Below are 22,714 nucleotides of genomic sequence, written 5' to 3'. Positions count from 1 at the left end.
AGGCTCACTTAGCTTTCCTCAGTGGCAACCAGCATGTAGCCAAACCCGCGAACCGTGCGAATGCGCGACTTGCCGACTTTGTCGCGCAAATTATGTATATGCACTTCCAGAGTGTTGGTCGAGGGTTCGTTATCCCAGTTGTAGATATCGTTATAAAGAATTTCCCGGTGCACCGGACTGCCTGCCTTGAGCATCAACCGTGAGAGCAACGCGTACTCCTTAGGCGTCAGGGTCAGTTCCTGTCCATCCCTCCATGCCTGATGGCGGCCTATATTGAGCGTCAGATTGCCAACCGTCAGTTCACTTTCACCCTGGTTATTATGGCGGCGCAGCAGTGCGCGGATGCGGGCGTGCAGCTCCTCCAGGGCGAAGGGTTTAACCAGATAATCATCTGCGCCGACATCCAGCCCGGTAATGCGGTCATTGAGCGTATCGCGGGCGGTCAGAATGAGTACTGGCAGGGTATATTTTTTCTGTCGGATTCGCGTCAGGAAATGCAGGCCATCCTCATCGGGCAGCCCTAAATCCAGCACCATCAGACTGTAATGACCAGACTCCAGACTATGCTCGGCGGCACGCACTGTCGAAAAGCCATCACACGCATAGCCTTCGGTTTGCGCGGCGAGTATTAACCCCTGTAATAATAGCGTGTCGTCTTCAACAATCAGTATCTTCATTCGCTTAGTCTCCTGCACGGTTGCAGAATATCATCTGCGGCCTGGTAATACGTCGTTTGTACGCCGGTTAATCCCAGCATGGTTGAGAAAAGATTGTCCTGTGAATAATCCAGCGTGCTCGCCCGTTTTTGCAGGCAGGCCTGATCCACCTGATAACGCTGTTGATAATCTTTAGAAAGCCAAATGAGCATCGGGACATGTTTTTGCGTATCCGGCGCAATGGAATACGGCAAACCGTGTAAATAAACGCCATTTTCACCCAATGATTCGCCGTGATCGGAAAGATAGACCAGGCTGGTGGTGAATTTATCCTGATGAGATTTCAGCAGGTTAATGGCTTTATCTACAATATAGTCCACGTACAGCACGGTATTATCATAGGTGTTGATCAACTGCTGTTGGGAACAGTTCTGAATTTCGTTAGTGTCACAGGTTGGGGTAAATTTTTTAAACTGCGGTGGATAACGGTTGTAATAGGTTGGGCCGTGGCTGCCGATGGTATGTAATACAATAACGCCATCGCCTTTCAAATGGTCGATATAGTCTTCCAGACCGTGAAATAACACTTCATCGTAGCACTCGCCGTCGATACATTGTCCGGGCAGGTTTAGCTCGGTGACATTTTGATGCGGAACGCGATCGCATGCGCCTTTACAGCCGCCGTCATTATCATTCCACAGTACGTTAATCCCCGCGCGCTGGATAATATCCAGCAGCCCTTCCTGGTGATGCGCCAGCTCTTCGTCATAATGTTTGCGCGGCATATCAGAAAACATGCAGGGAACGGAGATCGCGGTCGCCGTACCGCAAGAGGTGGTATGCGGGAAATAGATTACATCGTCTTTCGCCAGCCGCGGATTGGTGTCGCGCGGATAGCCGCCAAGAGAGAAATCATCGCCGCGCGAGGTTTCGCCAACGATGAGAATCGTCAGGTTTTTGCGATCGCCTTTCAGCATTAATGGATTGCGATGGGCATCCTCGCCAATGCGTACCAGCGGCAAATTCGCCAGCCGTTGATGTGAATACCATGACCAACTGGCGACAATACTGTTCGATGGGCTTAACGCTTTGATCAACTGTTTATTATTTCGAAATAGCGAGGCGTAATCTTTATAGAAAAAGGCGGCGACCAGAATAACTAATAAAATAGAGATCAGGACGCTGGCCAGGCGGTAAAGCCCGCTACGTAAGCGCGGCGTCGCCGGACGGATTTTGACCCAGAAGGCAATCACGGCTGCCAGAACGCCGCTTAATCCCAGAGTCAGCACCATTTGCGGCGTCATCAGCGCAAAGGTTTCCGCGGGCGTGGTATCCATCATATTGGCGATCATGGAGCGATCGATGATGATGCCGTAAGTCAAAATAAAATACTGCGCGGCAGCGCCGACCAGAATAAAAACGCAGGCCAGCAGTCGGTTTAGCCAAATAAATGAGGCCAGCGTCAGCACACTATTGACCACGCTAAACGCGACGACCGGCATGGAAATAAACACCAGCACATTGCGCAGCGAGTTTAACGGTAGGTCTTGTAGTACCTGCTTGTAGAACGCAATGTTCAGGCAGACGGCAATATAAAAGGAAAAAAGCAGAAGCCAGGCGATTTGCCCAAGAACAGGTCTTTTAAGAAAGCGCTTTAACATGTTGATGCGTCCATCGATTCGGTGACGCTAATCGTGACAAAGTAAAATTAAGTGAACCTTAAGAACTTAATGTTGGTGGCGGCCGGATAACCTGCGCTATCCGGCCTGTTGCGATAACATTAACTACACGTGGTCAATCCTGTTTAACCGGCGCATCCAGCGGATACGGGTTTTTGTGAATGCGGTTGTAGTTCAACGCATACAGCGCGGTGATCACCATCAACGTGACGAACGACCACATCACTTCTTTGGCGCCGGAACCGATGACCGCCCAGATGCAATACACAAACGCGACGAAGGTAATCAGCAGATACAGCGGGCGCGCTTTACCAAAGTGACCGTGGCCCAACAGTAACAGCGCGGCACAGGTGTAAAGATAAGGCACTAGGGTGAAGATAACCGACACGGAGGAGACCAGACCAAACTCTTTCGCGGCGTTCGGCGACATACTGCTGAACTGGAAGATAGTCATCAGCACGCCGACGATAAGCAACCCAGCTACTGGCGTACCGGCTTTATTAACCCGCGCGAAGATCGGCGGGAAGAGACCATCGTCCGCCGCCGCTTTTGCGGTTTGACCGGCAAGCAGCGTCCAGCCGCCGAGAGAGCCCAGGCAACCCGCTGCCGCACAGAAGGAAACAATAGCCCCTGCGGTATCGCCCAGCGCCATACGCGCCGCGTCACCGAAAGGCGATGCCGACACACGCAGCGCCGCGTTGGGGATCATCCCCATAATCGCCGTTGTGGAGAGCACATAGCAGACGGCGGCGATCAGTACCCCGCCGATGGTGGCAATAGGCACGTTGCGTTTCGGGTTTTTGACCACACCGGCCGCAACGGAGGCGCTTTCTACCCCGATGAATGACCATAGCGTGACGTTCAACGTGCTTTGAATCGCCCCGAAGGTATTCATGCCGCTCACGTTCCAGGCCGCCATATAGGTTTCGCCTTTAAACCAGAACCAGCCGAAGACCGCAATCCCTACGATAGGCACCAGCGCCAGTACGGTGGCGACGGCCTGTACGCGGGTAATCATTTTCGGCCCGACGATGTTCAGCAGAACAAAAATCCACAGCACCGCGACGCAGGTAAGCGTTAATACCAGCGGATCTTTCAGAATCGGGAAGAAATAGCTCAGATAGCCGACGCCGATAACGACCATCGCGATATTACCGATCCAGCATGCCAGCCAGTACAGCACGTTCGTTTGATAGCCCAAAAACGGCCCGAAGCAGTGGCGTGCGTAGGCATAAGAACCGCCGGGACTGGGATCTAAGGACGACATTTTGGCATAAACCATCGACAGCGCCAGGGCGCCGATGATAGTGACCAGCCATCCGTAGATTGCAATCCCGCCAGTGGCCGCCAGGTTGGCAGGGAGTAAGAATACCCCTGAACCCATAATATTCCCCGATACCATTAAGGTGACGGGGATTAGGCCCACTTTGTGAGCATCAGCATCCGAAGACATAATTTGGACTCCTGAAAAGGTGACTTCGTTACGATAAATTACGTCGTATCATACCCCCTCAGAATGCCGCTGAATTATGTCGGAGACGGGTTATCGCCAATGCTGTTATTATCGTGTCTTATCGTTGAGTGTAGAAAAATTAGGCAGCCGATCGTTCCCGATGTTGGCTAACATAATGCAGGGGGGTCATACCATAAAACTCTTTAAACACGGAAATAAAGTACGATGTGCTGTTATACCCACACAGCTGTGAGACTTGAGAGATATTCTTTCCGTCCATTAATAATTGGTTTACGGCATAACGCATTCGGCAGGTCGTGATTATTTGGCTATAACTGGTATTCTCGTTTTTGAGCTTTTTCTTTAACAAGCTTGGACTCAGGCACAGGCAGCTGGCAACGGCGCTCAGATTCCAGTCTTTATGAATATCGCTCTGAATGATGTGGTAAACGCTGTCACTGATGCGGCTGCGCAGCATGTGCATTAACAAAGAAATAAATTTTTTGTGGTCAAGAAAGCGGGATAAAACGGTGAAAAGGAGCGCACGGGTACGTTCACTAACAATTTCATCCGGTGTTTCCATCGCGCTGTAGCGGGCGGCGACCCTGAAGATATCCGGCGTCAGACAGTTGGCGGTCAATAAGGGATCGGCGTTGCGTTGCCAGACGGGAAGGTGTGAGAGATCTTTATTCAGGAATTGTAAATAGTCTTTAATATTATTGCGACTCACTTGTATTACTAGCACGCTATTTAATGATGAAATGTCAATAACGTTATTTTCACAAGCCAGGAATGGCCATATGATTCGCTTTTAAGCTGATTGGCTCCTTACCATTTACTCGTAACCATGTATCTTTTTCGGTTAATAACACTATGCAAGGTTCGTTGCTGCAAATCCTCATACCCGAACTCCTGGAATATGAACATAAAAGACCGGATCTCGCCAAACGGGAGAGATAACGGGGACTGAGTCAATTGTGTGATGAATTGAAACTGCACTAAAATAACTTTCCTGAATAATATTACAATATTTGTACGATGAATTAGGGTGTACAAAAAGTTGTACGCGAGTGGAAACTTGTCATTTTTGTATAAAAAAAGCGCGGGATGGGGCCCGCGCAAAAAGGTATGACAGTATTATTGTTTTGCAGCAATACTCAGGGAATACATGCCATCCTCAAAAAAAGACTCTTTGTGATTAGGCTTTCACGCACATAACGTGATATACGCCATCAATAATTTCCGTGCCTTCGGTTTCATGCTCAAAGCCAGGGAAGTGATGATCCCAGGATTGCAGTGAGTGTAAGTAACCCACCTGCGGACTGTTTTCATCGCCAAAGTTTTCGCCGGAGAGCAGCATCGGGATTCCTGGCGGGTAAGGAATAACGGAGTTCGCCGCAATGCGACCCGGTAGATTTTCAATCGCCACCATTTCAATATTGTTGTTCACAATAGCGTTGTAGGCGTCGCGCGGGGTAATCTCCGCAACCGGCAGGGTGGAATAGGCGGCGTTGAGACGGGCGCCCGGGTTATTTTCACGTAGCCAGGCAAACATTTTATCGCCCAGGTCATGAATACCCATGTTCGCGTAAGTGTCAGGATAATCCTGCACCAGTTCCGGCATCACCTGCGCCAGCGGCGTATTCGCGTCGTAATGATGTTTGAAGGAGCACAGCGTGTTGATCAGCGTTCCCCATTTCCCGCGAGTTACCCCCATAGAGAACAGGAACATAATCTGAAAGTCGGTGGTGCGGGTCGGCACGATACCGTGGCGGCCAAGCCATGCTGTGACCAGCGCAGCAGGTACGCCGGATGCTTCCAGTTCGCCATCGTCGCCCATACCCGGCGCCAGGATACTGACTTTAATCGGGTCCAGCATACTCCAGTTATCCGGCAGGTCTTTAAAGCCGTGCCAGGTTTCCCCGGGGCGCATGACCCAGCAGTTCTGGTCGGTGGCTAGCAGTTTTGCCGGCGCGTCGGCGAAGTCATATGTTTTACCGGTTTGTGGATCGGTGACGACATCTTTATTCCACGGTTTAAAGAACCAGTCGCCTTCATCGGTAAACTCTTTATAAAGACGCGCCATCGCCTGACGGAAATCAACCGCTTCGTCAATCACCTCTTGAGTCAGGGACAGGCCGCTGTTACCGTCCATCATTGATACCGCCACATCGTTGGATGCGCAGATGGCATATAACGGAGAGGTGGTGGCATGCATCATATATGCCTGGTTGAAGCGGGAGAAATTCACCGCGCCACGGCCTTCACGGACGTGAATGTAGGAAGCTTGTGAAAGCGCATTCAGTAGTTTGTGTGTGGAGTGGGTGGCAAACACGGTCGGACCGTTATGGTCGCCTGGCTCGCCGCGCATCGCGTAGTGATCGCAATAAATCGGGTTGAAGCGCGCATAGCCGTACCATGCTTCGTCGAAGTGAATGCGATCGCTGGTTTTTGCCAGCAGATCCTGCGCCTCTTTGGCGTTATAGCATACGCCGTCATAGGTACAGTTGGTCACTACGCTGTAAGACGGTTTCTGTCCGGCTTTAGTTTTGGTCAGTGGGCTGGCGCTGATTTTTTTCTGCAAGGTTTCAGGCTGCATTTCCTGCGGGTAGATTGGCCCGATAATGCCGTAACGGTTACGGCTTGGCACCATATATACCGGTTTGGCCCCAGTGAGGATCAGCCCCTGCTCGATGGATTTATGGCAGTTACGATCCAGTACAACGACATCATTATCCGTCATACAGGCCTGCATAATAGTACGGTTAGAACCGGAGGTCCCGACAACCACGGACCAGGAGCGGTCAGCACCGAATACGCGGGCGGCGTTTTTCTCGCTTTCGCCAAACGTGCCGGTATGGTCGAGGAGTGAACCGAGCGTGGTACGCTCAATCCCCATATCGCTGCGGAACAGGTTTTCGCCATAATAATCGTGATAAAAGCGACCGGCAGGCGTTTTAGTGAAACCGACGCCGCCCTGGTGTCCCGGCGCCGCCCATGAATATTCATGAATGTCGCTGTATTTCATCAACGCGTTAAACAGCGGCGGTAACAGTTGCTGGCGATACCGGGTCATGGCGGCAACGGCGCGTCCGGCGATAAAGTCAGCGGTGTCTTCCAGAATCCAGGCGAATTCATCGACAAGCTCCAGCAGGTCGCGGTCCAGCGATGCCGTCGCTTTTTCCCTGTCGCCTAACAGGAAAACGGGCACGTTTTGCTGACGCTCGTGAAGCTTACCGATCAATTGCCTGACGCTCAGGTGCTCATCCGGTTGTTCCATTTGGTAGCTAAACATCAGACAGTCAATGGCTTCGTTCGCGGACAAGATGGCATAGCCGTCATCGAAGGATGTCGATTTAATGACGGTAACATTTTGTTGGCTCAAGGCATCCGCCAGACGCTCAACCGCGTTGCCAACCCAGGTGTCCTGATGCAGAAACCCACTTTCAACAATTAATACTTTCATCATCTTTTACCCGGTTGTGGAGGCCGTGCAATTTACGCCTTGCCGACCCGCCGTATGAATGTGACGTGGGCAAGTATTACCCCGTCAAATAGGGGGTGTAAAGTGATGGAATAATGGTCAGTTATTGATATTATTATTTAATAAACAAAGGGTTAATTATTGATAGCGAGCGATTTCACCCGCCGTTTATCGACAGGTGAATTATTTTTTTGGCTGATAGTGGTATCCGGCTTTAGCCGGGCATCGTCTGGCGTCGTTGCTGGCTTAGCTTGCGGTATTGTTGCGGCGACATACCGACAAATTTGCTAAAAGTACTGTAAAAACGGCTGCTGGATCGGAACCCGGCAGTCAGAGCGACATCGAGGATCGTTTTGTCAGTATCGCTCAATAAGGCACGTACGTGATTGATGCGCATCGCCGTGATGTACTGCTTCATCGTCAATTGCATAACCCGCTGGAATATCCCCATCGCGTAGTTAGCATTGAGTTTGACATGCTCCGCGACGTCGTTAATGGTTAGCGCCTGATCGTAGTTATCGGCAATAAATCCCAGCATCTGGCTTACGTAAAACTGCGCATGGCGTGAGACGCTATTCTTGTGGGTGCGTGATGTTTTATTGAGCAAAATGGGCTGCCAGCCGGAAAGGCTAAAGCGTTTAAGCATCAGGCCGATTTCATCGATCGCCAACTGGCGAATTTGCTCATTCGGGCTGCTTGTTTCCTGCTGCCAGCGCAACACTTCAAAGATGCTAAGCTGCTGGGTCGCCAGTGATTTAACCACCATCCCGTGCGTGACATGGTTGATAAGATCGCGATCCAGCGGCCAGGAGAGAAACAGGTGCATCGGCAAACTGAAAATCGCCATCTGGCGGCAGTTGCCGGGGCGGGTAAGCTGGTGTGGCGTACAGGCCCAAAACAGGGTGATATGCCCCTGCTTTATCTGCACGACTTCATTGTTGATTAAATACTCCACATCGCCGTCAAACGGAACATTCACTTCTACTTGTCCATGCCAGTGACTGCTGGCCATTCTGTGCGGCGGCCTCAGTTCAACGTCCAGTCGTTGATATTCGGAATAGAGCGACAGCGGGCTACGGGTTTGCTTTTCATCGCCGTTGCACATGTGCGGGTCGGGCGGGAGGAGGGATATTGCTTGCGTACTCATCGTCACTCCATTTCCTGAATTATCAGAATTATGCCCCTTTAGCCGGGAGGAAACCGGGAATCCGGACACAGAATCCGTCGATATTGTAGAGCGTAGCCTGACTATCAGGCCGAATACTCTGCTTTTTACGCCATTTTGTCCCAAAAACTCAGATCTCCCGCGCGCCAGCATACGATCTGAGTTTTCGGGAATGCTCATCGGGGAAGACGGAGGTTTTCACTGGGAACGCGTGCCACCATGAAGGTGTTCACTACTGTTCTGGAGAGTCATGATGACGGCACCCAAAATTACCTTTATCGGCGCAGGTTCTACGATTTTCGTCAAAAATATCCTCGGCGATGTGTTTCACCGCGAGGCGCTAAAATCAGCGCATGTCGCCCTGATGGATATTGACGAAACCCGGCTGGAAGAGTCGCACATTGTGGTACGGAAACTGATGGACTCAGCGGGCGCTTCTGGCCGGATTACCTGCCATACCAACCAGAAAGCGGCGCTACAGGATGCGGATTTCGTGGTGGTCGCCTTTCAGATTGGCGGCTATGAACCCTGCACCGTGACCGATTTTGAGGTTTGTAAGCGTCATGGCCTGGAACAGACGATCGCCGATACGCTGGGGCCGGGCGGCATCATGCGCGCGCTGCGGACCATCCCGCATCTGTGGCGGATTTGCGAAGACATGACGGAAGTCTGTCCGAAGGCCACCATGCTCAATTACGTCAACCCGATGGCGATGAATACCTGGGCGATGTATGCCCGTTATCCGCATATCAAACAGGTCGGCCTGTGCCATTCGGTACAGGGAACGGCGGAAGAACTGGCGCGCGACCTGAATATCGATCCCACCTCGCTGCGCTACCGCTGCGCCGGCATTAACCACATGGCGTTTTACCTCGAACTGGAGCGCAAAACGGCTGACGGGACTTATGTCAATCTCTATCCTGAATTGCTGGCGGCCTATGACGCCGGACAGGCGCCGAAGCCCAATATTCACGGCAATGAACGCTGCCAGAACATTGTGCGCTATGAGATGTTCAAAAAGTTGGGCTACTTCGTCACTGAGTCATCAGAGCATTTTGCCGAGTACACGCCGTGGTTTATTAAACCGGGACGCGAGGATCTGATTGCGCGCTACAAGGTGCCGCTGGATGAATATCCGAAACGCTGCGTAGAACAACTGGCGAACTGGCATAAAGAGCTGGAGGAGTATAAAACCGCCGAGCGTATCGACATCAAACCGTCCCGCGAGTACGCCAGTACCATTATGAACGCTCTGTGGACCGGCGAGCCGAGCGTGATTTACGGCAATGTGCGTAATGAGGGGCTGATTGATAACCTGCCGCAGGGAAGCTGCGTGGAAGTGGCTTGTCTGGTGGATGCCAACGGCATTCAACCGACGAAGGTGGGGACGATCCCTTCCCATCTGGCGGCGATGATGCAGACCAACATCAACGTGCAAACGCTGTTGACCGAAGCCATCCTCACGGAAAACCGCGATCGCGTGTATCACGCGGCGATGATGGACCCTCATACCGCAGCGGTGCTGGGTATCGAAGAAATCTATGCGTTGGTTGACGATCTGATCGCCGCGCATGGCGACTGGCTTCCGGCCTGGTTACGCCGTTAATCTCCAGCCGCGCTGGACGGCAGATCCGGCGTTTAACCTCTACTAACAGAAGGCGGGCGCTGGTAACAGCGACCCGGTACCCTATGAGCATCTCTCTGACAACAAAGCTGAGTTACGGGTTCGGTGCGTTTGGTAAGGATTTCGCCATCGGCATTGTGTATATGTACCTGATGTATTACTACACCGATGTGGTGGGACTCTCGGTCGGCCTCGTCGGCACCCTCTTTCTGGTCGCGCGAATCTGGGATGCGATAAACGATCCCATCATGGGCTGGATTGTCAACGCCACGCGTTCGCGGTGGGGGAAATTTAAGCCGTGGATATTGATCGGCACCTTAACCAATTCGCTGGTGCTTTTCCTGCTGTTCAGCGCCCATCTTTTTGAGGGAACCGCGCAGGTTGTATTTGTCTGCGTAACCTACATCCTGTGGGGCATGACGTATACCATTATGGATATCCCATTTTGGTCGCTGGTGCCGACCATTACGCTTGATAAGCGAGAACGCGAACAACTGGTGCCGTTCCCGCGTTTCTTCGCCAGTCTGGCTGGCTTCGTCACTGCCGGTATAACGCTGCCGTTTGTGAACTACGTTGGCGGAGCGGATCGTGGGTTCGGCTTTCAGATGTTTACGCTGGTACTGATTGCGTTTTTTATCGCCTCGACTATCGTGACATTACGCAACGTACATGAGGTGTACTCCTCCGACAACGGTGTAACGGCGGGCCGCCCACATCTGACGTTAAAAACGATCGTTGGATTGATATACAAAAACGATCAGCTCTCTTGCCTGTTGGGAATGGCGCTGGCGTATAACATTGCCTCCAATATTATCAATGGCTTTGCGATCTACTACTTCACCTATGTGATTGGCGATGCCGATCTTTTTCCCTATTACCTTTCTTACGCCGGCGCGGCGAATCTGCTGACGCTGATTGTCTTCCCCCGGCTGGTGAAAATGTTATCGCGGCGGATATTGTGGGCGGGCGCCTCCGTGATGCCCGTTCTGAGTTGCGCAGGGCTCTTCGCGATGGCGTTGGCGGATGTCCATAATGCCGCTTTAATCGTGGCGGCGGGTATTTTCCTGAATATCGGGACCGCGCTCTTTTGGGTGCTTCAGGTAATCATGGTGGCGGATACGGTCGATTATGGGGAATTTAAGCTCAATATTCGCTGCGAGAGTATCGCTTATTCCGTACAGACGATGGTCGTGAAGGGCGGCTCGGCGTTTGCGGCGTTCTTTATCGCTCTGGTGCTGGGGCTGATTGGCTACACGCCGAACGTGGCGCAGTCTGCGCAAACCCTGCAGGGGATGCAGTTTATTATGATTGTCCTGCCGGTACTGTTTTTCATGATGACGTTGGTTCTCTACTTCCGCTACTACCGTTTGAACGGCGATATGCTGCGCAAAATTCAGATCCACCTGCTGGATAAATACCGGAAAACGCCGCCATTCGTCGAACAGCCGGATAGCCCGGCGATTTCTGTGGTAGCGACCAGCGATGTAAAAGCGTGAGCATGGTCTCTCGTGCAGGCCGGATAAGCCGGATAAGCGTAGCGCCATCCGGCAATTAACCGATAACGCGGCCCGGGAGAACACCGGGCCTGCCAGGTTATTTCGCGCAGTTAGCGCACTGTTTGCTGACAATCTGCTGGAAGAAATCGTTGCCTTTGTCATCCACCAGGATAAAGGCCGGGAAATCTTCTACTTCAATTTTCCAGATAGCTTCCATGCCGAGCTCCGGATACTCGACACACTCCAGATGCTTAATGCTCTGCTGTGCCAGTACCGCCGCCGGGCCGCCGATACTGCCCAAATAAAAGCCGCCGTGTTTTTTACAGGCATCCGTGACCTGCTGACTACGGTTGCCTTTCGCCAGCATGATCATACTGCCGCCGTGGGATTGCAGCAGATCGACATAAGAGTCCATTCGACCTGCGGTGGTGGGGCCTAATGAACCAGATGGATAACCTGCCGGGGTTTTTGCCGGACCTGCGTAATAGATGGGATGGTCTTTAATATACTGCGGCAGGTCTTCGCCGGATTCAATACGCTCTTTTAGCTTCGCGTGGGCGATATCGCGACCTACGATAATGGTGCCCGTCAGCGACAGGCGAGTCGAGACCGGGTACTGCGATAGCTGGGCGAGGATCTCTTTCATCGGACGGTTGAGATCGACTTTCACCGCGTCGCCTTCGCCCGCCTGACGCAGCGCTGGCGGAATATACTGGCCCGGATTGTGTTCCAGTTTTTCGATCCAGATGCCTTCGCGGTTGATTTTCGCTTTGATGTTACGGTCTGCCGAGCAGGAGACGCCCATCCCCACCGGACAGGAAGCGCCGTGACGCGGCAGGCGAATTACGCGAATATCGTGGGCGAAATATTTCCCGCCGAACTGGGCGCCGAGGCCAAGTTTTTGCGCTTCTTCCAGCAGTTCCTGTTCCAGGTGGAGATCGCGGAATGCCTGGCCGTGCTCGTTACCTTCCGTCGGCAGCGCGTCGTAATAGTGAGTGCTGGCGAGTTTAACGGTTTTCAGCGTGCTTTCCGCCGAGGTGCCGCCAATGACAAAGGCGATATGGTATGGCGGACAGGCTGCGGTGCCCAGCGTGCGCATTTTCTCAACGAGGAAGTTTTTCAGCTTGCCTGGGGTGAGCAGCGCTTTGGTCTCCTGATAGAGATACGTTTTGTTTGCTGAACCGCCGCCTTTCGCCACGTAAAGGAACTTGTACTCGTCGCCATCGACGGCATAGAGATCGATTTGCGCTGGCAGGTTGCTGCCGGTATTGACCTCTTTGTACATATCCAGCGGTGCGTTCTGCGAGTAGCGCAGGTTATCTTCGATATAGGTATTAAACACGCCTTTGGAGAGCGCGGCTTCATCACCGCCGCCCGTCCAGACGCGTTGGCCTTTTTTACCCATGATAATCGCCGTGCCGGTATCCTGGCAGGTCGGCAGAATGCCTTTGGCGGCGATTTCGGAGTTTCTCAGGAATTGCAACGCCACATATTTGTCGTTTTCGCTGGCTTCGGGGTCATGGAGAATGGCGGCGACTTGCTGCTGGTGTTCAGGACGGAGCATAAAAGACGCATCATGGAAGGCCTGCTGAGCCAGCAACGTTAACGCCTGCGGCTCAACGTTGAGGATAGATTCTCCATTGAATTCACTGACGCTGACATAATCGGAGGTGAGCAGATAATACTCTGTTTTGTCCTCTCCCATCGGGAAAGGCGCCTGATAGATAAACTCTTTTTTCGACATGTGCTTCCAGCCTAATAGTAAGAAAATGTATTAAGAGACTCATGGGCTAGGCTCTAAGTCGCGCGCCGCGCATAACTTGGCGGCGCGCGCGGCCATTACAGGAATCCGTACATTGCGGCAAAGATCCAGCCAAAGACGCAGGAGACGCTCACGCCAATCAAACCCGGCAGAATGAAGCTGTGGTTAATGACGAAGCGGCCAATACGGGTTGTGCTGGAACGGTCAAACTGAATCGCCGCCAGATCGCTTGGGTAGGTCGGCAGGATATAGTAGCCATAACATGCCGGCGCAGAGGCCACGATATACGCCGGATCGACACCGATAGCCAGCGCGACGGGAACAATCGCCGCCAGCGCCGCTGCCTGGGAGTTAACAAACTTGGAGACCAGCAGCAGAACGATGGCGTAGGCCCACGGATACTCTTTGACCATTTCGCCCAGCACGCCCTGAATTTCCGACATATGCGCGCCGAACATGGTTTCCGCCATCCAGGCGATCCCGTATACCGCGACAATCGCAATCATACCGGAACGAAAAACTTCGTTTTTTGAGATAGACGCAGGATTGGTTTTGGTCAGGATGATAATGAGCGCCCCGGTCAGCAGCATAAACATCTGAATGACCAGCACCATCGACAACGGTTTGCCGCCGAAGGTTGGACGTAAGTCGGAGTCCGCGCCCAGGAGAGCGACCACGGCAATCGCCGCCAGGAAGATCCACATCGCCAGCCAGTTGCTTTTCGGCAGTTTTTTATCCAGCAGCGTCGCGGTATCGCCGTACACGTACTGACGGTTTTCCGGTACGGAAATAAATTTCTGAAACGCTTCGTCTTTATCCAGATCTTTACCGCGGAACCAACTAAAAATACCGATTGCCAGGATACCGAGCAGGGTAGACGGGATGGTGATCGACAGCAGATCGAGGAACTCCAGATGTTTTCCGTCAAATGTCACGTTGCCCAGCATCGCTACCAGAGAAACAACGGCGACGGAAACCGGACTGGCGATGATACCCATTTGCGCGCCGATAGAACTGGCCGCCATTGGACGTTCCGGACGGATATTATTCTTGATCGCCACGTCATAGATAATCGGCAAAATGGTGTAGACCACGTGGCCTGTCCCACACAGAATCGTCAGGGTACAGGTGACGAACGGCGCCACAATAGAGACGTATTTGGGGTTGCGACGCAGCAGCTTTTCGGCAATCTGCAGCATCACATCCAGCCCGCCTGACGCCTGCAACGTCGCCGACGCGGCGACTACCGCGATAATGACCAGCATTACGTCAACGGGCGGTTTGCCTGGCTGGAGATGGAAAACAAACACCAGAATGACCAGACCAATACCGCCCAACAACCCGAGCGCGATCCCGCCCTTTCGGGCACCATAAAACAGACATATTAATATTATGAGAAGCTGTATACTAAATAACATTTTTATTTATCCTCGCGATAAACCCAGTCAATTTTGATAAATGGATCACAGCCATCTTCTGATTTGTGTGAATGAGCATCAGGAAATGGCGAATATTCAATGCGCCAGTGGCGACGATTAACGATTAAGCTTTTTACAGAGTTGCTTTAAGTAATTATTTTCTTGCGATAGTGATGTTCAGAGGGGAGTACCCTCTGGCGATGGGCAGGTGGAGTCAGCGAGAGCAGTAAATTATGATTTGTCTGTTTTAAAAACAGGCGTTTATTCTTTAATTTTTGTGTCTCGCCATCAGGTAAATCACGAGATAAAGCGAACAGAATGTGACTTATGTGATCATTGTCACGCTATTTTTTTAAATTATTAGTATGGCGTGTGGAGACGCGTATCTGCTCACCAATATACGTATTGTCCATAGGCGTAGCACAAGCTCCATTGCTACAAACATAATTTTATTTAAGTGTCAGGAAAATTCCGGACAAATCCCTTTTTTAATAAAAATACACACTCTCGGCATGGGATAATACTTAATTAACTTTTGTTAGCGTTTTGAAATTAAAAACAGCGCAGAGCGCTGTAATAATAGAAAATAACGTTAACAGGCCTGGGTTGAGTATATTTGATCTGACACAATTTCCCAGGTTTGTTATTAATGTGATAGCGTTTTTATTGGCATTGTTATAATAAATGTTACCAGGATATAACGCTTCGCGTCGGCTTTATGCGGTATCCTTACTGACAATATTGTTTCAGTAAAGAGTAATGTTCCGGCTGAACGCGGTAGCGGTAAACCGGCCTGCCGGTCACGCCGTAATGAATACTGGTAAACAAGATATGGCAATTTACCAGCCAGATGAGATATTTACGGCAGGAGACGCGTGAGATATTCACTTCGTTGGCCAACTCGTCGGTAGAAAATTCCTGCTCCTGATGCGCATCAATCCACTGGCATAAGGTGCGTAGCGTTTGCTGGGTCAGCCCTTTTGGCAGCCGACGAGGCTCCTGCTCGCTGGATGAATTACCGTGAATGAGCAGGTCAAGCTCAGACTGTTCGTAATACTGGCGTTTTTCCATCGCCGTTTTCTTACGTAGCCAGCCGGTCAACGCTTCTTCAAAGCGCGTGGCCTGAAAAGGCTTGATCAGATAATCCACCACGCCGTAGTGAAGCGAATCTTTAATGGTGGCGGCGTCAGCGGCAGAAGAAATGACAATAACGTCGCTTTTGCAGCCTGCGCTGTGCAGGACAGGCAGCAGATCCAATCCGTTTTCCTGCTGCATGTAGATATCCAGCAGGATTAGGTCAATGTGATTTTCACTGTTGAAGATAAACTCTTTCGCTTTTTCCAGCGTCGAAGCGGTTCCACAACAATGAAAACCGGAGATTTGCGCGACATAGCGGCGATTTAACTCCGCGACCATCGCATCGTCATCGACAATTAATACATTGATCATAGGCTGGTCCTTTTTCCATCCCAGGGTAACTGTACAAAAAATTGTGTGAAGATCCCAGGCTCGGACTCCACGGAAATTACGCCGCCAAGCGCTTCAACCTGCTGTTTAACCAGCGCTAAACCGACGCCGCGTTCGGCGCCTTTCGACGAGACGCCTTTTTCAAAAATCGCCTCGATGCGCTCAGGTTCGATACCCGGACCGTCATCGCTCACTTCGCAATGCAGCCAGCCATGACGGTAGTGTAACGAGACGCTGATTTCGCCGCCGGATTCCTGGCTCAATGCTTCCAGCGCGTTTTCAATCAAATTACCCAGCGCCGTAATCAGCACCGTAACCTGATCTTCATTGTTATTATCCGGTAACTGGCTGTCGCTGCTTATCACCAGGCTGTGCCCGAAATCAGAGGCGCGAGTAATCTTACTGAGCAAAAAGCCAGCGATAATCGGCGACTTTATTTTACCCAGCAGCAAACCGATCTCTTCCTGATAGTTATTGGCCGTCTTGATAATATACGCTTCAAGCTGCTTATAACTCTTCAGGTGCAATAATCCCAGAATCACATGTAATTTGTTCATGAATTCGTGGGATCGTTCACGGAGCGCATCCGCGTAGTTCACCATCCCGTCCAACCGCTGCATCAGTTGGCGAACTTCTGTTTTATCCCTGAAGGTGGATATCGCGCCGATAATTTCGCCGTTGCTGCGCACCGGAACGGTATTCACCAGCAGCAGGCGGCCTTTGACGATGATCTCTTCATCGCGGCGCGGCGTACCGTCACGCAACACTTCGCTAATGTCCACCACCTGTGACCAGGCATGACTCAGGGTGGATAATCTGGCGTCATCCTGCGTTTTTCGATAATCGAGCAGCGCCTGCGCCGCATGGTTAATCAACGTGACTTCGCCGCTATCATCCACGGCGATAACGCCCTCTTTGATTGACTGCAGCATTGCCTGGCGTTGTTCAAACAGGGTTGAGATCTCATAGGGTTCGAGGCCAAACAGGATACGTTTTAGCACCTTGACCAGCGCATACGTGCCTAATAACCCCACCAGAGCGCCGAACAGAATGGACCAGATAATACTGCCGCGGCTATTGTTGATCTGCTGCGTAACGTGACTGAGTTCCAGGCCAATCGCTACCACGCCGATCTGCCGGTGGCGTTCATCATAAACCGGTGTGAAAACGCGCAGCGCTTTGGCAAGAAAGCCGCGATTAATGGCAACGTTTTCCTTTCCCTGCAGCGCGAGCAGAATATCATCGCCTTTGAACGGTTGGCCGATTCGCTGCGTTTCTGGGTGCGAATAACGGATGCCCTGCATATTGGTCACCACAATAAACAAAAAGCCATTATGCTGGCTCACCGCTTCGGCGAGCGGCTGAATGCCGCTTTCCGCAGGCGGTTTTTTCAGCCCCTCGCGAATTGCCGGAGAGTCCGCCAGCGAGCGAGCCACCGCCAGCGCTTTATCTGCCAGCGCGTCGCGCGTCATGCTGCTGATTTGCGAAAAATAGATCAGATGGACCACAACGAGCACCGAAAACAAAACGGCGCTGACCATCAGAATGACGGTAGTGCCGAGTTTCATGGGGCGTTTGCGTAACGCCCGGCATGGCAGGGAGTGTTTCATAGTGGACCTGAGCGGACGAATCGTAAGGTTATTATCCCTGATGAAGCGTCTAATTCAAAGGCATAGGCGATGTTGCTCCAGTGTTGAAAAGCCCGTCTAGTCTTGCAGGGCGCGCTACCTGCTCATGTCGACTGGCAAACGTCATGTCGTTAATTAATATCGCCGGATACCGTGATGGGTAATTTATTTTCATCAGAATTACATAAAATAATTTTTCATTAATTTTTATAATAACGTATGCGGTATCACATTTTATTTTTACTGACGTTCAGAATGCGTTTGATCACAATCAATCAGCGCTAATATTTAATCTATTATGATTAGTTTTCATTACATATTATTAATAATTATGGAAGCAATGTGAGAAATAAAAAATGGAAATAAAAAAATGGCTGAACACAACCATAACCCGACGTGATGCTATTGTCGCTACTGCAAAAGTAGGGGCGGCGGTGACGCTAAGTCAGGCGATTACGCTGCCTTTTGCTACCACTGCCCAGGCGCAGGATACCCCGATACCGAAGGATGCCAACGGCGAAACCGTCAGGCACAGCGCCTGTCTGGTCAACTGTGGCAGCCGATGCCCGCTTAAGGTTATCGTGAAAAATGATCGCATTGTGCGTATTGAACCGGAAGACGCGAAAGATGACGCGGTATTCGGCGAGCATCAGATTCGTCCCTGCCTGCGTGGGCGTTCCAGTCGCTGGCGCGTCTATAGCCCGGATCGCATTAAGTATCCGATGAAAAGAGTGGGAAAACGCGGCGAAGGAAAATTTAAACGTATTTCATGGGATGAGGCCACGGCCTTTATTGCGGCGGAATTAACGCGTGTTAGCGAACAATATGGCCGGGAAGCTATTTATTATAATTATCAATCCGGCGCGTATTATCACACGCAAGGCAGACCCGCCTGGATAAGATTACTAAATCTCACCGGCGGTTATTTAAATTATCACAACACCTATTCCACGGCGCAAATCGCCACCGCCACGCCTTATACCCACGGCGATTATGTCGGTAGCCATTTTACGCAGATCGCGCATTCCGATCTGGTGGTGCTATTTGGCCTGAATCTCTCAGAAACGCGGATGTCCGGCGGCGGTCAGGTTGAAGAGCTGCGCCGGGCACTGGAGACCTCGAAAGCCCGGGTCATTATTATCGATCCGCGCTATACCGATTCGGTGATTACCGAACACGCCGAATGGCTACCGATTCGCCCAACCACGGACGCTGCGTTAGTCGCCGGCATAGCGCATACGCTGATTACCGAACAGCTTCTCGACGAGGCGCTGGTAAACCGCTATTGCGTCGGCTATGACCGTAGCACCTTGCCGGACACGGCTGCGCCTAACGACAGCTATAAAGATTATGTTCTTGGCACGGGCGATGACGGTATCGCGAAAACCCCGGAATGGGCGGCGGATATCACCGGAATTCCTGCAACGCGTATTCGCCAACTGGCGCGCGAAATCGCCTCGGCGCGCGCCTGCTATATTTGCCAGGGCTGGGGGCCGCAGCGTCATGCCAACGGCGAACAAACCGTGCGTGCTATTCAGACGCTGCCAGCGTTAACCGGCCACTTCGGGCGGCCCGGCACCAACAATGGCAACTGGCCTTACGGTACGCCGTATGGCGTGCCATTGTTGCCTGTCGGTAAGAATCCGATCACAACCTCTATTCCTTGCTATCTGTGGACGGACGCCATTCAGCATCCGGAGAAAATGACCGCGACGACAATGGGCGTGAAAGGCGCGGACAGGCTAAAAACCGGGATTAAGCTGTTTTTCAACCAGGCCGGTAATACCTTGCTGAATCAGCACGGCGAAACGAACCGCACCCGACAAATTCTCGCGGATGAATCGCTGTGTGAAACCATTATCGTGATTGAAAACCATATGACGCCCAGCGCGATGTATGCGGATCTGCTGTTGCCGGAGACCAGCTATCTTGAGGCGGAAGACTTGGTGGACAGCTCCTATGCGGCGGGATCGCATAACTACATGATTGCGATTCAGAAAACCGTTAAACCGATGTGGGAAGTGCGCAGCACGTATGACATCTGCGCGGATATCGCCGGGCATCTTGGACTGCGCGAGCAATATACCGAGGGCCGAACTCAGGCGCAGTGGGCGGAGATGCACTATCAGCAGATCCGTGAAAAACGTCCATACCTGCCGGAGTGGAGCGTGGCGAAAGAGATGGGTGTGATTGACCAGCGTATCGCTACCGAGCAGCAGAGCCTTGCGTTTGCCGATTTCCGCGCCGACGCCGAGGCTAATCCACTCTCCACACCGTCGGGCAAAATTGAAATTTACTCCCAGGCGCTGGCGGATCTGGCGCAAGCGTGGACGTTGCCAGAAGGCGAGCGAATTCCCGCATTGCCGGAATTTTGTCCGGCGAAAGAGTCGCATCTTAATAAAGCGCTGACGGCGAAGTATCCGTTGCAGTTAAGCGGCTTCCATACCAAAGGGCATACCCACTCGACCTACAGCAATGTGCTGATGCTACATGAGGCGGTGCCGGATGAAGTCTGGATTAACCCGATTGACGCCAGCGCTCGCCAATTGAAGTCCGGCGATCGGGTGCATGTATTCAATGACCGCGGCGTGGTGGAGCTTCCCTGTAAAGTGACCCAGCGCATTTTACCCGGCGTGGCGGCGATGCCGCAGGGCGCGTGGACGCGGCTTGACGGCAACGGCGTTGATGTCGGCGGCTGTATCAATACGCTGACCAGCCACCACCCTTCGCCGCTGGCGAAAGGCAATCCGCAGCATACCAATCTGGTTGAAATTAAACGCGCTTAAGGAGTGATGTACGATGAAACAGTATGGCTTTTATGTTGACTCCTCGCGCTGTTCAGGCTGTAAAACCTGCCAGGTAAGCTGCAAGGATAATAAAGATCTAGATGTCGGTCCGAAACTGCGCCGCGTCTATGAATATGGCGGCGGAAGCTGGGTGAAAGAGGGGGAAAGCTGGCATCACGACACCTTTACCTACTACCTCTCTATTGCTTGTAACCATTGCGATGAGCCGGTATGTGTCTCCGGCTGTCCGACCGGGGCGATGCATAAACGCAAAGAAGATGGTCTGGTCGTGGTGGATGACAGCGTATGCGTCGGCTGTCGTTATTGTGAAATGCGCTGCCCCTACGGCGCGCCGCAGTTTGATACGCAGGCGAACGTGATGCGTAAGTGCGACGGTTGTCTTGACCGACTGGAGAACAATCTGCGCCCTATTTGTGTGGATTCTTGCCCGCAGCGAGCGCTGGATTTCGGCCCTGTCGATGAATTACGGGCAAAATATGGCACGGAGAATCAAATCGCGCCGCTGTCTTCGGCGTCGTTCACCCATCCTAACCTCATTATTAAACCGCATCCGAAAGCGAGACCCACGGGCGATACGGAAGGCGCAATCATGAACATTCGGGAGGTGCGCCATGCATGAGTTACCGCTGGTCTTTTTTACGGTCTTTACCCAGAGCGCGGTCGGCGCGTTTATTCTGCTGCTGATTGGCGGCGCAATGGGGCTGGTCGCGCCGCGGCGCAAGGCTATTGGTCTGTTCTCGGTGATGTGCCTGTTTGGGCTTGGCGTCATTGTCGGCACCTTCCACGTCGGGCAACCGCTGCGTGCGCTGAATATGCTGCTGCGCGTCGGACATTCGCCGATGAGTAACGAGATTGTCTTGTCGGCGGCTTTTGCGGCGCTCGGCGGGCTGGGGGCGCTCGGTTTGTTGCTGAACCGGGCGACGCCGCTGTGTAACGCGTTGGTCTGGTTGGCGGCGATAGTCGGAGTAGTCTTCTTATACGCCGTTCCGCAGATTTACCAACTGCCGACGGTGGCGACCTGGCGTTCATCTTACACCACGGCAATGATGATATTGACGCCGTTGATTGGCGGCGGCGCGTTGGCGGCATTGTTTGGCGTGCGCCGTCTGGGGCTACTGGTCAGCGTATTGGCGATTTTGGTGAGCTTTTGTCTGCGCCCGGGCTATATGGCGACGCTGATGAGCGCCGATAGCGCTCTGACCGCTGCGCAACATAGCTGGTTTACCGCCCAGGCGATATTGCTGGCGGCGGGCGTGGTCGGGGTGGTGGTCTGCGCACGCCTGAAATCGAGCGCTGCGGTGCTGGCCATGACGGCAGTGGTGGTTATCGCGGCGGAGTTGGCGGGTAGGATTGCGTTTTACAATCTGTGGACGCTGCCAATGTAGTTTTTTGCCCGGCTTGTGCCATGTAAGCCTGATAAGCGTAGCGTCATCAGGCGAGATATTTCAGGAGCTATTGCTATGCCTTCCCGTGCTGTTTTGCCGCGTATCCTCGGTGCACTGTTTTACTACTCCCCTGAGAGGCCGGAGGTGAAAGCGTTGTTCGATTGTTTGCCAACGTTGCCTGAGCTTTACCCCTGGCGCGATCGTGGATCTATTGAATCACTGTGTGCGTCATGGTCGCTACCGGATGATGATGCGCTTACATGGCAATTTTCCGTATTGTTTGAAGGCCAGGGAAAGATGCCCGTCCCGCCCTGGGGATCGGTCTATCTGGAAAAAGATAATTTGCTGATGGGGGAAACTACCGCCGATTATCGAGCTTTTTTACAGTCGCAGGGCATGGTATTCACTGACCGTGAACGCGAGCCGGAAGATCAGTTTGGCCTGATGCTATTGGCCTGTAGCGATCTGCTGGCACGAGGCGACAACGTGGCGGCCAACCGGTTACTGGAGGCGCATCTGCTGCCCTGGGGGTTCCGCTATCTGGAATTGCTGCAACGCAATACCGTTAGCGCCTTCTATGCCCGGCTTGCCGTCGTAGCGACCTGTTATCTGCAGGATGTTCAGCAGCAACAGGGACTACAGCCTGAGAATAAGCGGTTGTTTTTCTGAGGTATTGGTCGGGTTTTGATG

General features: G+C 52.4%; 15 protein-coding genes and 2 pseudogenes. 6 read left to right on the top strand and 11 right to left on the bottom strand.

Going from position 1 to position 22,714, the window contains the following annotated elements:
* Nucleotides 1-8: 8 nt before the first annotated feature.
* The 6 genes and pseudogenes from pmrA to melR form a co-directional block, all read right to left on the bottom strand.
* Entirely contained in the window at nucleotides 9-677 is a 669-nt protein-coding gene (pmrA, locus tag ACLJRU_RS12200) for a two-component system response regulator PmrA (RefSeq protein WP_001541322.1), read from the bottom strand.
* Entirely contained in the window at nucleotides 674-2,317 is a 1,644-nt protein-coding gene (gene eptA, locus ACLJRU_RS12195) for a phosphoethanolamine transferase EptA (protein ID WP_000919290.1), read from the bottom strand. Before eptA ends, pmrA begins: the two co-directional genes overlap by 4 nt.
* A 133-nt stretch (nucleotides 2,318-2,450) precedes the next feature.
* Complete coding sequence (adiC, locus tag ACLJRU_RS12190; protein ID WP_023235467.1) at nucleotides 2,451-3,788, bottom strand: arginine/agmatine antiporter; 1,338 nt, start codon at nucleotides 3,786-3,788, stop codon at nucleotides 2,451-2,453.
* A 139-nt stretch (nucleotides 3,789-3,927) separates the two neighbouring features.
* Nucleotides 3,928-4,690: pseudogene (locus tag ACLJRU_RS12185) on the bottom strand (AraC family transcriptional regulator).
* A 296-nt stretch (nucleotides 4,691-4,986) separates the two neighbouring features.
* Nucleotides 4,987-7,254 (bottom strand): arginine decarboxylase, encoded by a 2,268-nt coding sequence (gene adiA / locus ACLJRU_RS12180; protein ID WP_023235469.1) that lies wholly within the window; start codon nucleotides 7,252-7,254, stop codon nucleotides 4,987-4,989.
* A gap of 232 nt (nucleotides 7,255-7,486) precedes the next feature.
* Nucleotides 7,487-8,419: a transcriptional regulator MelR gene (gene melR, locus ACLJRU_RS12175; RefSeq protein WP_000106988.1), complete on the bottom strand. Its 933-nt coding sequence runs from the start codon at nucleotides 8,417-8,419 to the stop codon at nucleotides 7,487-7,489.
* 268 nt (nucleotides 8,420-8,687) lie between these two features.
* Between melR and melA the strand changes: the two genes are divergently transcribed.
* Both melA and melB read left to right on the top strand, forming a co-directional pair.
* The gene (gene melA / locus ACLJRU_RS12170) at nucleotides 8,688-10,043 is read left to right on the top strand and encodes an alpha-galactosidase (RefSeq protein ID WP_001520868.1); all 1,356 of its coding nucleotides are present in this window, start codon (nucleotides 8,688-8,690) and stop codon (nucleotides 10,041-10,043) included.
* An 83-nt stretch (nucleotides 10,044-10,126) separates the two neighbouring features.
* Nucleotides 10,127-11,557 carry a melibiose:sodium transporter MelB gene (gene melB / locus ACLJRU_RS12165; RefSeq protein WP_000028070.1) on the top strand — a complete coding sequence of 477 codons (1,431 nt, stop codon included), beginning with the start codon at nucleotides 10,127-10,129 and terminating at the stop codon, nucleotides 11,555-11,557.
* A 97-nt stretch (nucleotides 11,558-11,654) separates the two neighbouring features.
* Here melB and fumA read toward each other — a convergent pair whose 3' ends face one another.
* The 5 genes and pseudogenes from fumA to ACLJRU_RS12140 all read right to left on the bottom strand — a co-directional run bounded on the left by fumA (nucleotide 11,655) and on the right by ACLJRU_RS12140 (nucleotide 17,814).
* Nucleotides 11,655-13,301: a class I fumarate hydratase FumA gene (gene fumA, locus ACLJRU_RS12160; RefSeq protein ID WP_000037193.1), complete on the bottom strand. Its 1,647-nt coding sequence runs from the start codon at nucleotides 13,299-13,301 to the stop codon at nucleotides 11,655-11,657.
* Nucleotides 13,302-13,396: 95 nt separating this feature from the next.
* Nucleotides 13,397-14,737: an anaerobic C4-dicarboxylate transporter DcuB gene (dcuB, locus tag ACLJRU_RS12155; protein WP_023235470.1), complete on the bottom strand. Its 1,341-nt coding sequence runs from the start codon at nucleotides 14,735-14,737 to the stop codon at nucleotides 13,397-13,399.
* Between the two features lie 146 nt (nucleotides 14,738-14,883).
* Nucleotides 14,884-15,150: pseudogene (locus ACLJRU_RS12150) on the bottom strand (hypothetical protein).
* 316 nt (nucleotides 15,151-15,466) lie between these two features.
* Complete coding sequence (gene dcuR, locus ACLJRU_RS12145; RefSeq protein ID WP_000611307.1) at nucleotides 15,467-16,186, bottom strand: two-component system response regulator DcuR; 720 nt, start codon at nucleotides 16,184-16,186, stop codon at nucleotides 15,467-15,469.
* Nucleotides 16,183-17,814, bottom strand: coding sequence for a sensor histidine kinase (locus tag ACLJRU_RS12140; protein WP_000682894.1), 1,632 nt, complete (start codon nucleotides 17,812-17,814; stop codon nucleotides 16,183-16,185). The genes dcuR and ACLJRU_RS12140 overlap by 4 nt, the downstream gene beginning before the upstream one ends.
* A gap of 374 nt (nucleotides 17,815-18,188) precedes the next feature.
* On the opposite strand from ACLJRU_RS12140, the gene ACLJRU_RS12135 reads away from it, so the two are divergent.
* From ACLJRU_RS12135 to ACLJRU_RS12120, 4 genes are all read left to right on the top strand, one after another.
* Entirely contained in the window at nucleotides 18,189-20,618 is a 2,430-nt protein-coding gene (locus ACLJRU_RS12135; protein WP_023235471.1) for a DMSO/selenate family reductase complex A subunit, read from the top strand.
* A gap of 13 nt (nucleotides 20,619-20,631) precedes the next feature.
* Nucleotides 20,632-21,258, top strand: a complete 627-nt coding sequence (locus tag ACLJRU_RS12130) for a DMSO/selenate family reductase complex B subunit (RefSeq protein WP_001541329.1) — start codon at nucleotides 20,632-20,634, stop codon at nucleotides 21,256-21,258.
* Nucleotides 21,251-22,024, top strand: a complete 774-nt coding sequence (locus ACLJRU_RS12125; RefSeq protein ID WP_000544929.1) for a dimethyl sulfoxide reductase anchor subunit family protein — start codon at nucleotides 21,251-21,253, stop codon at nucleotides 22,022-22,024. Before ACLJRU_RS12130 ends, ACLJRU_RS12125 begins: the two co-directional genes overlap by 8 nt.
* Before the next feature lie 75 nt (nucleotides 22,025-22,099).
* Entirely contained in the window at nucleotides 22,100-22,693 is a 594-nt protein-coding gene (locus ACLJRU_RS12120) for a molecular chaperone (protein ID WP_001533293.1), read from the top strand.
* The last annotated feature ends 21 nt before the right edge of the window (nucleotides 22,694-22,714 follow it).

The organism is Salmonella sp. SAL00653, assembly GCF_046552515.1.
Taxonomy (GTDB): Bacteria; Pseudomonadota; Gammaproteobacteria; order Enterobacterales; family Enterobacteriaceae; genus Salmonella; species Salmonella enterica.
This window is presented reverse-complemented; position numbering and strand designations above follow the sequence as displayed.

Excerpts from the sequence above, each read along its gene's own strand:
- pmrA (WP_001541322.1), bottom strand. The coding sequence starts at position 677 with ATGAAGATACTGATTGTTGAAGACGACACGCTATTATTACAGGGGTTA.
- eptA (WP_000919290.1), bottom strand. The coding sequence starts at position 2,317 with ATGTTAAAGCGCTTTCTTAAAAGACCTGTTCTTGGGCAAATCGCCTGG.
- adiC (WP_023235467.1), bottom strand. The coding sequence starts at position 3,788 with ATGTCTTCGGATGCTGATGCTCACAAAGTGGGCCTAATCCCCGTCACC.
- adiA (WP_023235469.1), bottom strand. The coding sequence starts at position 7,254 with ATGAAAGTATTAATTGTTGAAAGTGGGTTTCTGCATCAGGACACCTGG.
- melR (WP_000106988.1), bottom strand. The coding sequence starts at position 8,419 with ATGAGTACGCAAGCAATATCCCTCCTCCCGCCCGACCCGCACATGTGC.
- melA (WP_001520868.1), top strand. The coding sequence starts at position 8,688 with ATGATGACGGCACCCAAAATTACCTTTATCGGCGCAGGTTCTACGATT.
- melB (WP_000028070.1), top strand. The coding sequence starts at position 10,127 with ATGAGCATCTCTCTGACAACAAAGCTGAGTTACGGGTTCGGTGCGTTT.
- fumA (WP_000037193.1), bottom strand. The coding sequence starts at position 13,301 with ATGTCGAAAAAAGAGTTTATCTATCAGGCGCCTTTCCCGATGGGAGAG.
- dcuB (WP_023235470.1), bottom strand. The coding sequence starts at position 14,737 with ATGTTATTTAGTATACAGCTTCTCATAATATTAATATGTCTGTTTTAT.
- dcuR (WP_000611307.1), bottom strand. The coding sequence starts at position 16,186 with ATGATCAATGTATTAATTGTCGATGACGATGCGATGGTCGCGGAGTTA.
- ACLJRU_RS12140 (WP_000682894.1), bottom strand. The coding sequence starts at position 17,814 with ATGAAACACTCCCTGCCATGCCGGGCGTTACGCAAACGCCCCATGAAA.
- ACLJRU_RS12135 (WP_023235471.1), top strand. The coding sequence starts at position 18,189 with ATGGAAATAAAAAAATGGCTGAACACAACCATAACCCGACGTGATGCT.
- ACLJRU_RS12130 (WP_001541329.1), top strand. The coding sequence starts at position 20,632 with ATGAAACAGTATGGCTTTTATGTTGACTCCTCGCGCTGTTCAGGCTGT.
- ACLJRU_RS12125 (WP_000544929.1), top strand. The coding sequence starts at position 21,251 with ATGCATGAGTTACCGCTGGTCTTTTTTACGGTCTTTACCCAGAGCGCG.
- ACLJRU_RS12120 (WP_001533293.1), top strand. The coding sequence starts at position 22,100 with ATGCCTTCCCGTGCTGTTTTGCCGCGTATCCTCGGTGCACTGTTTTAC.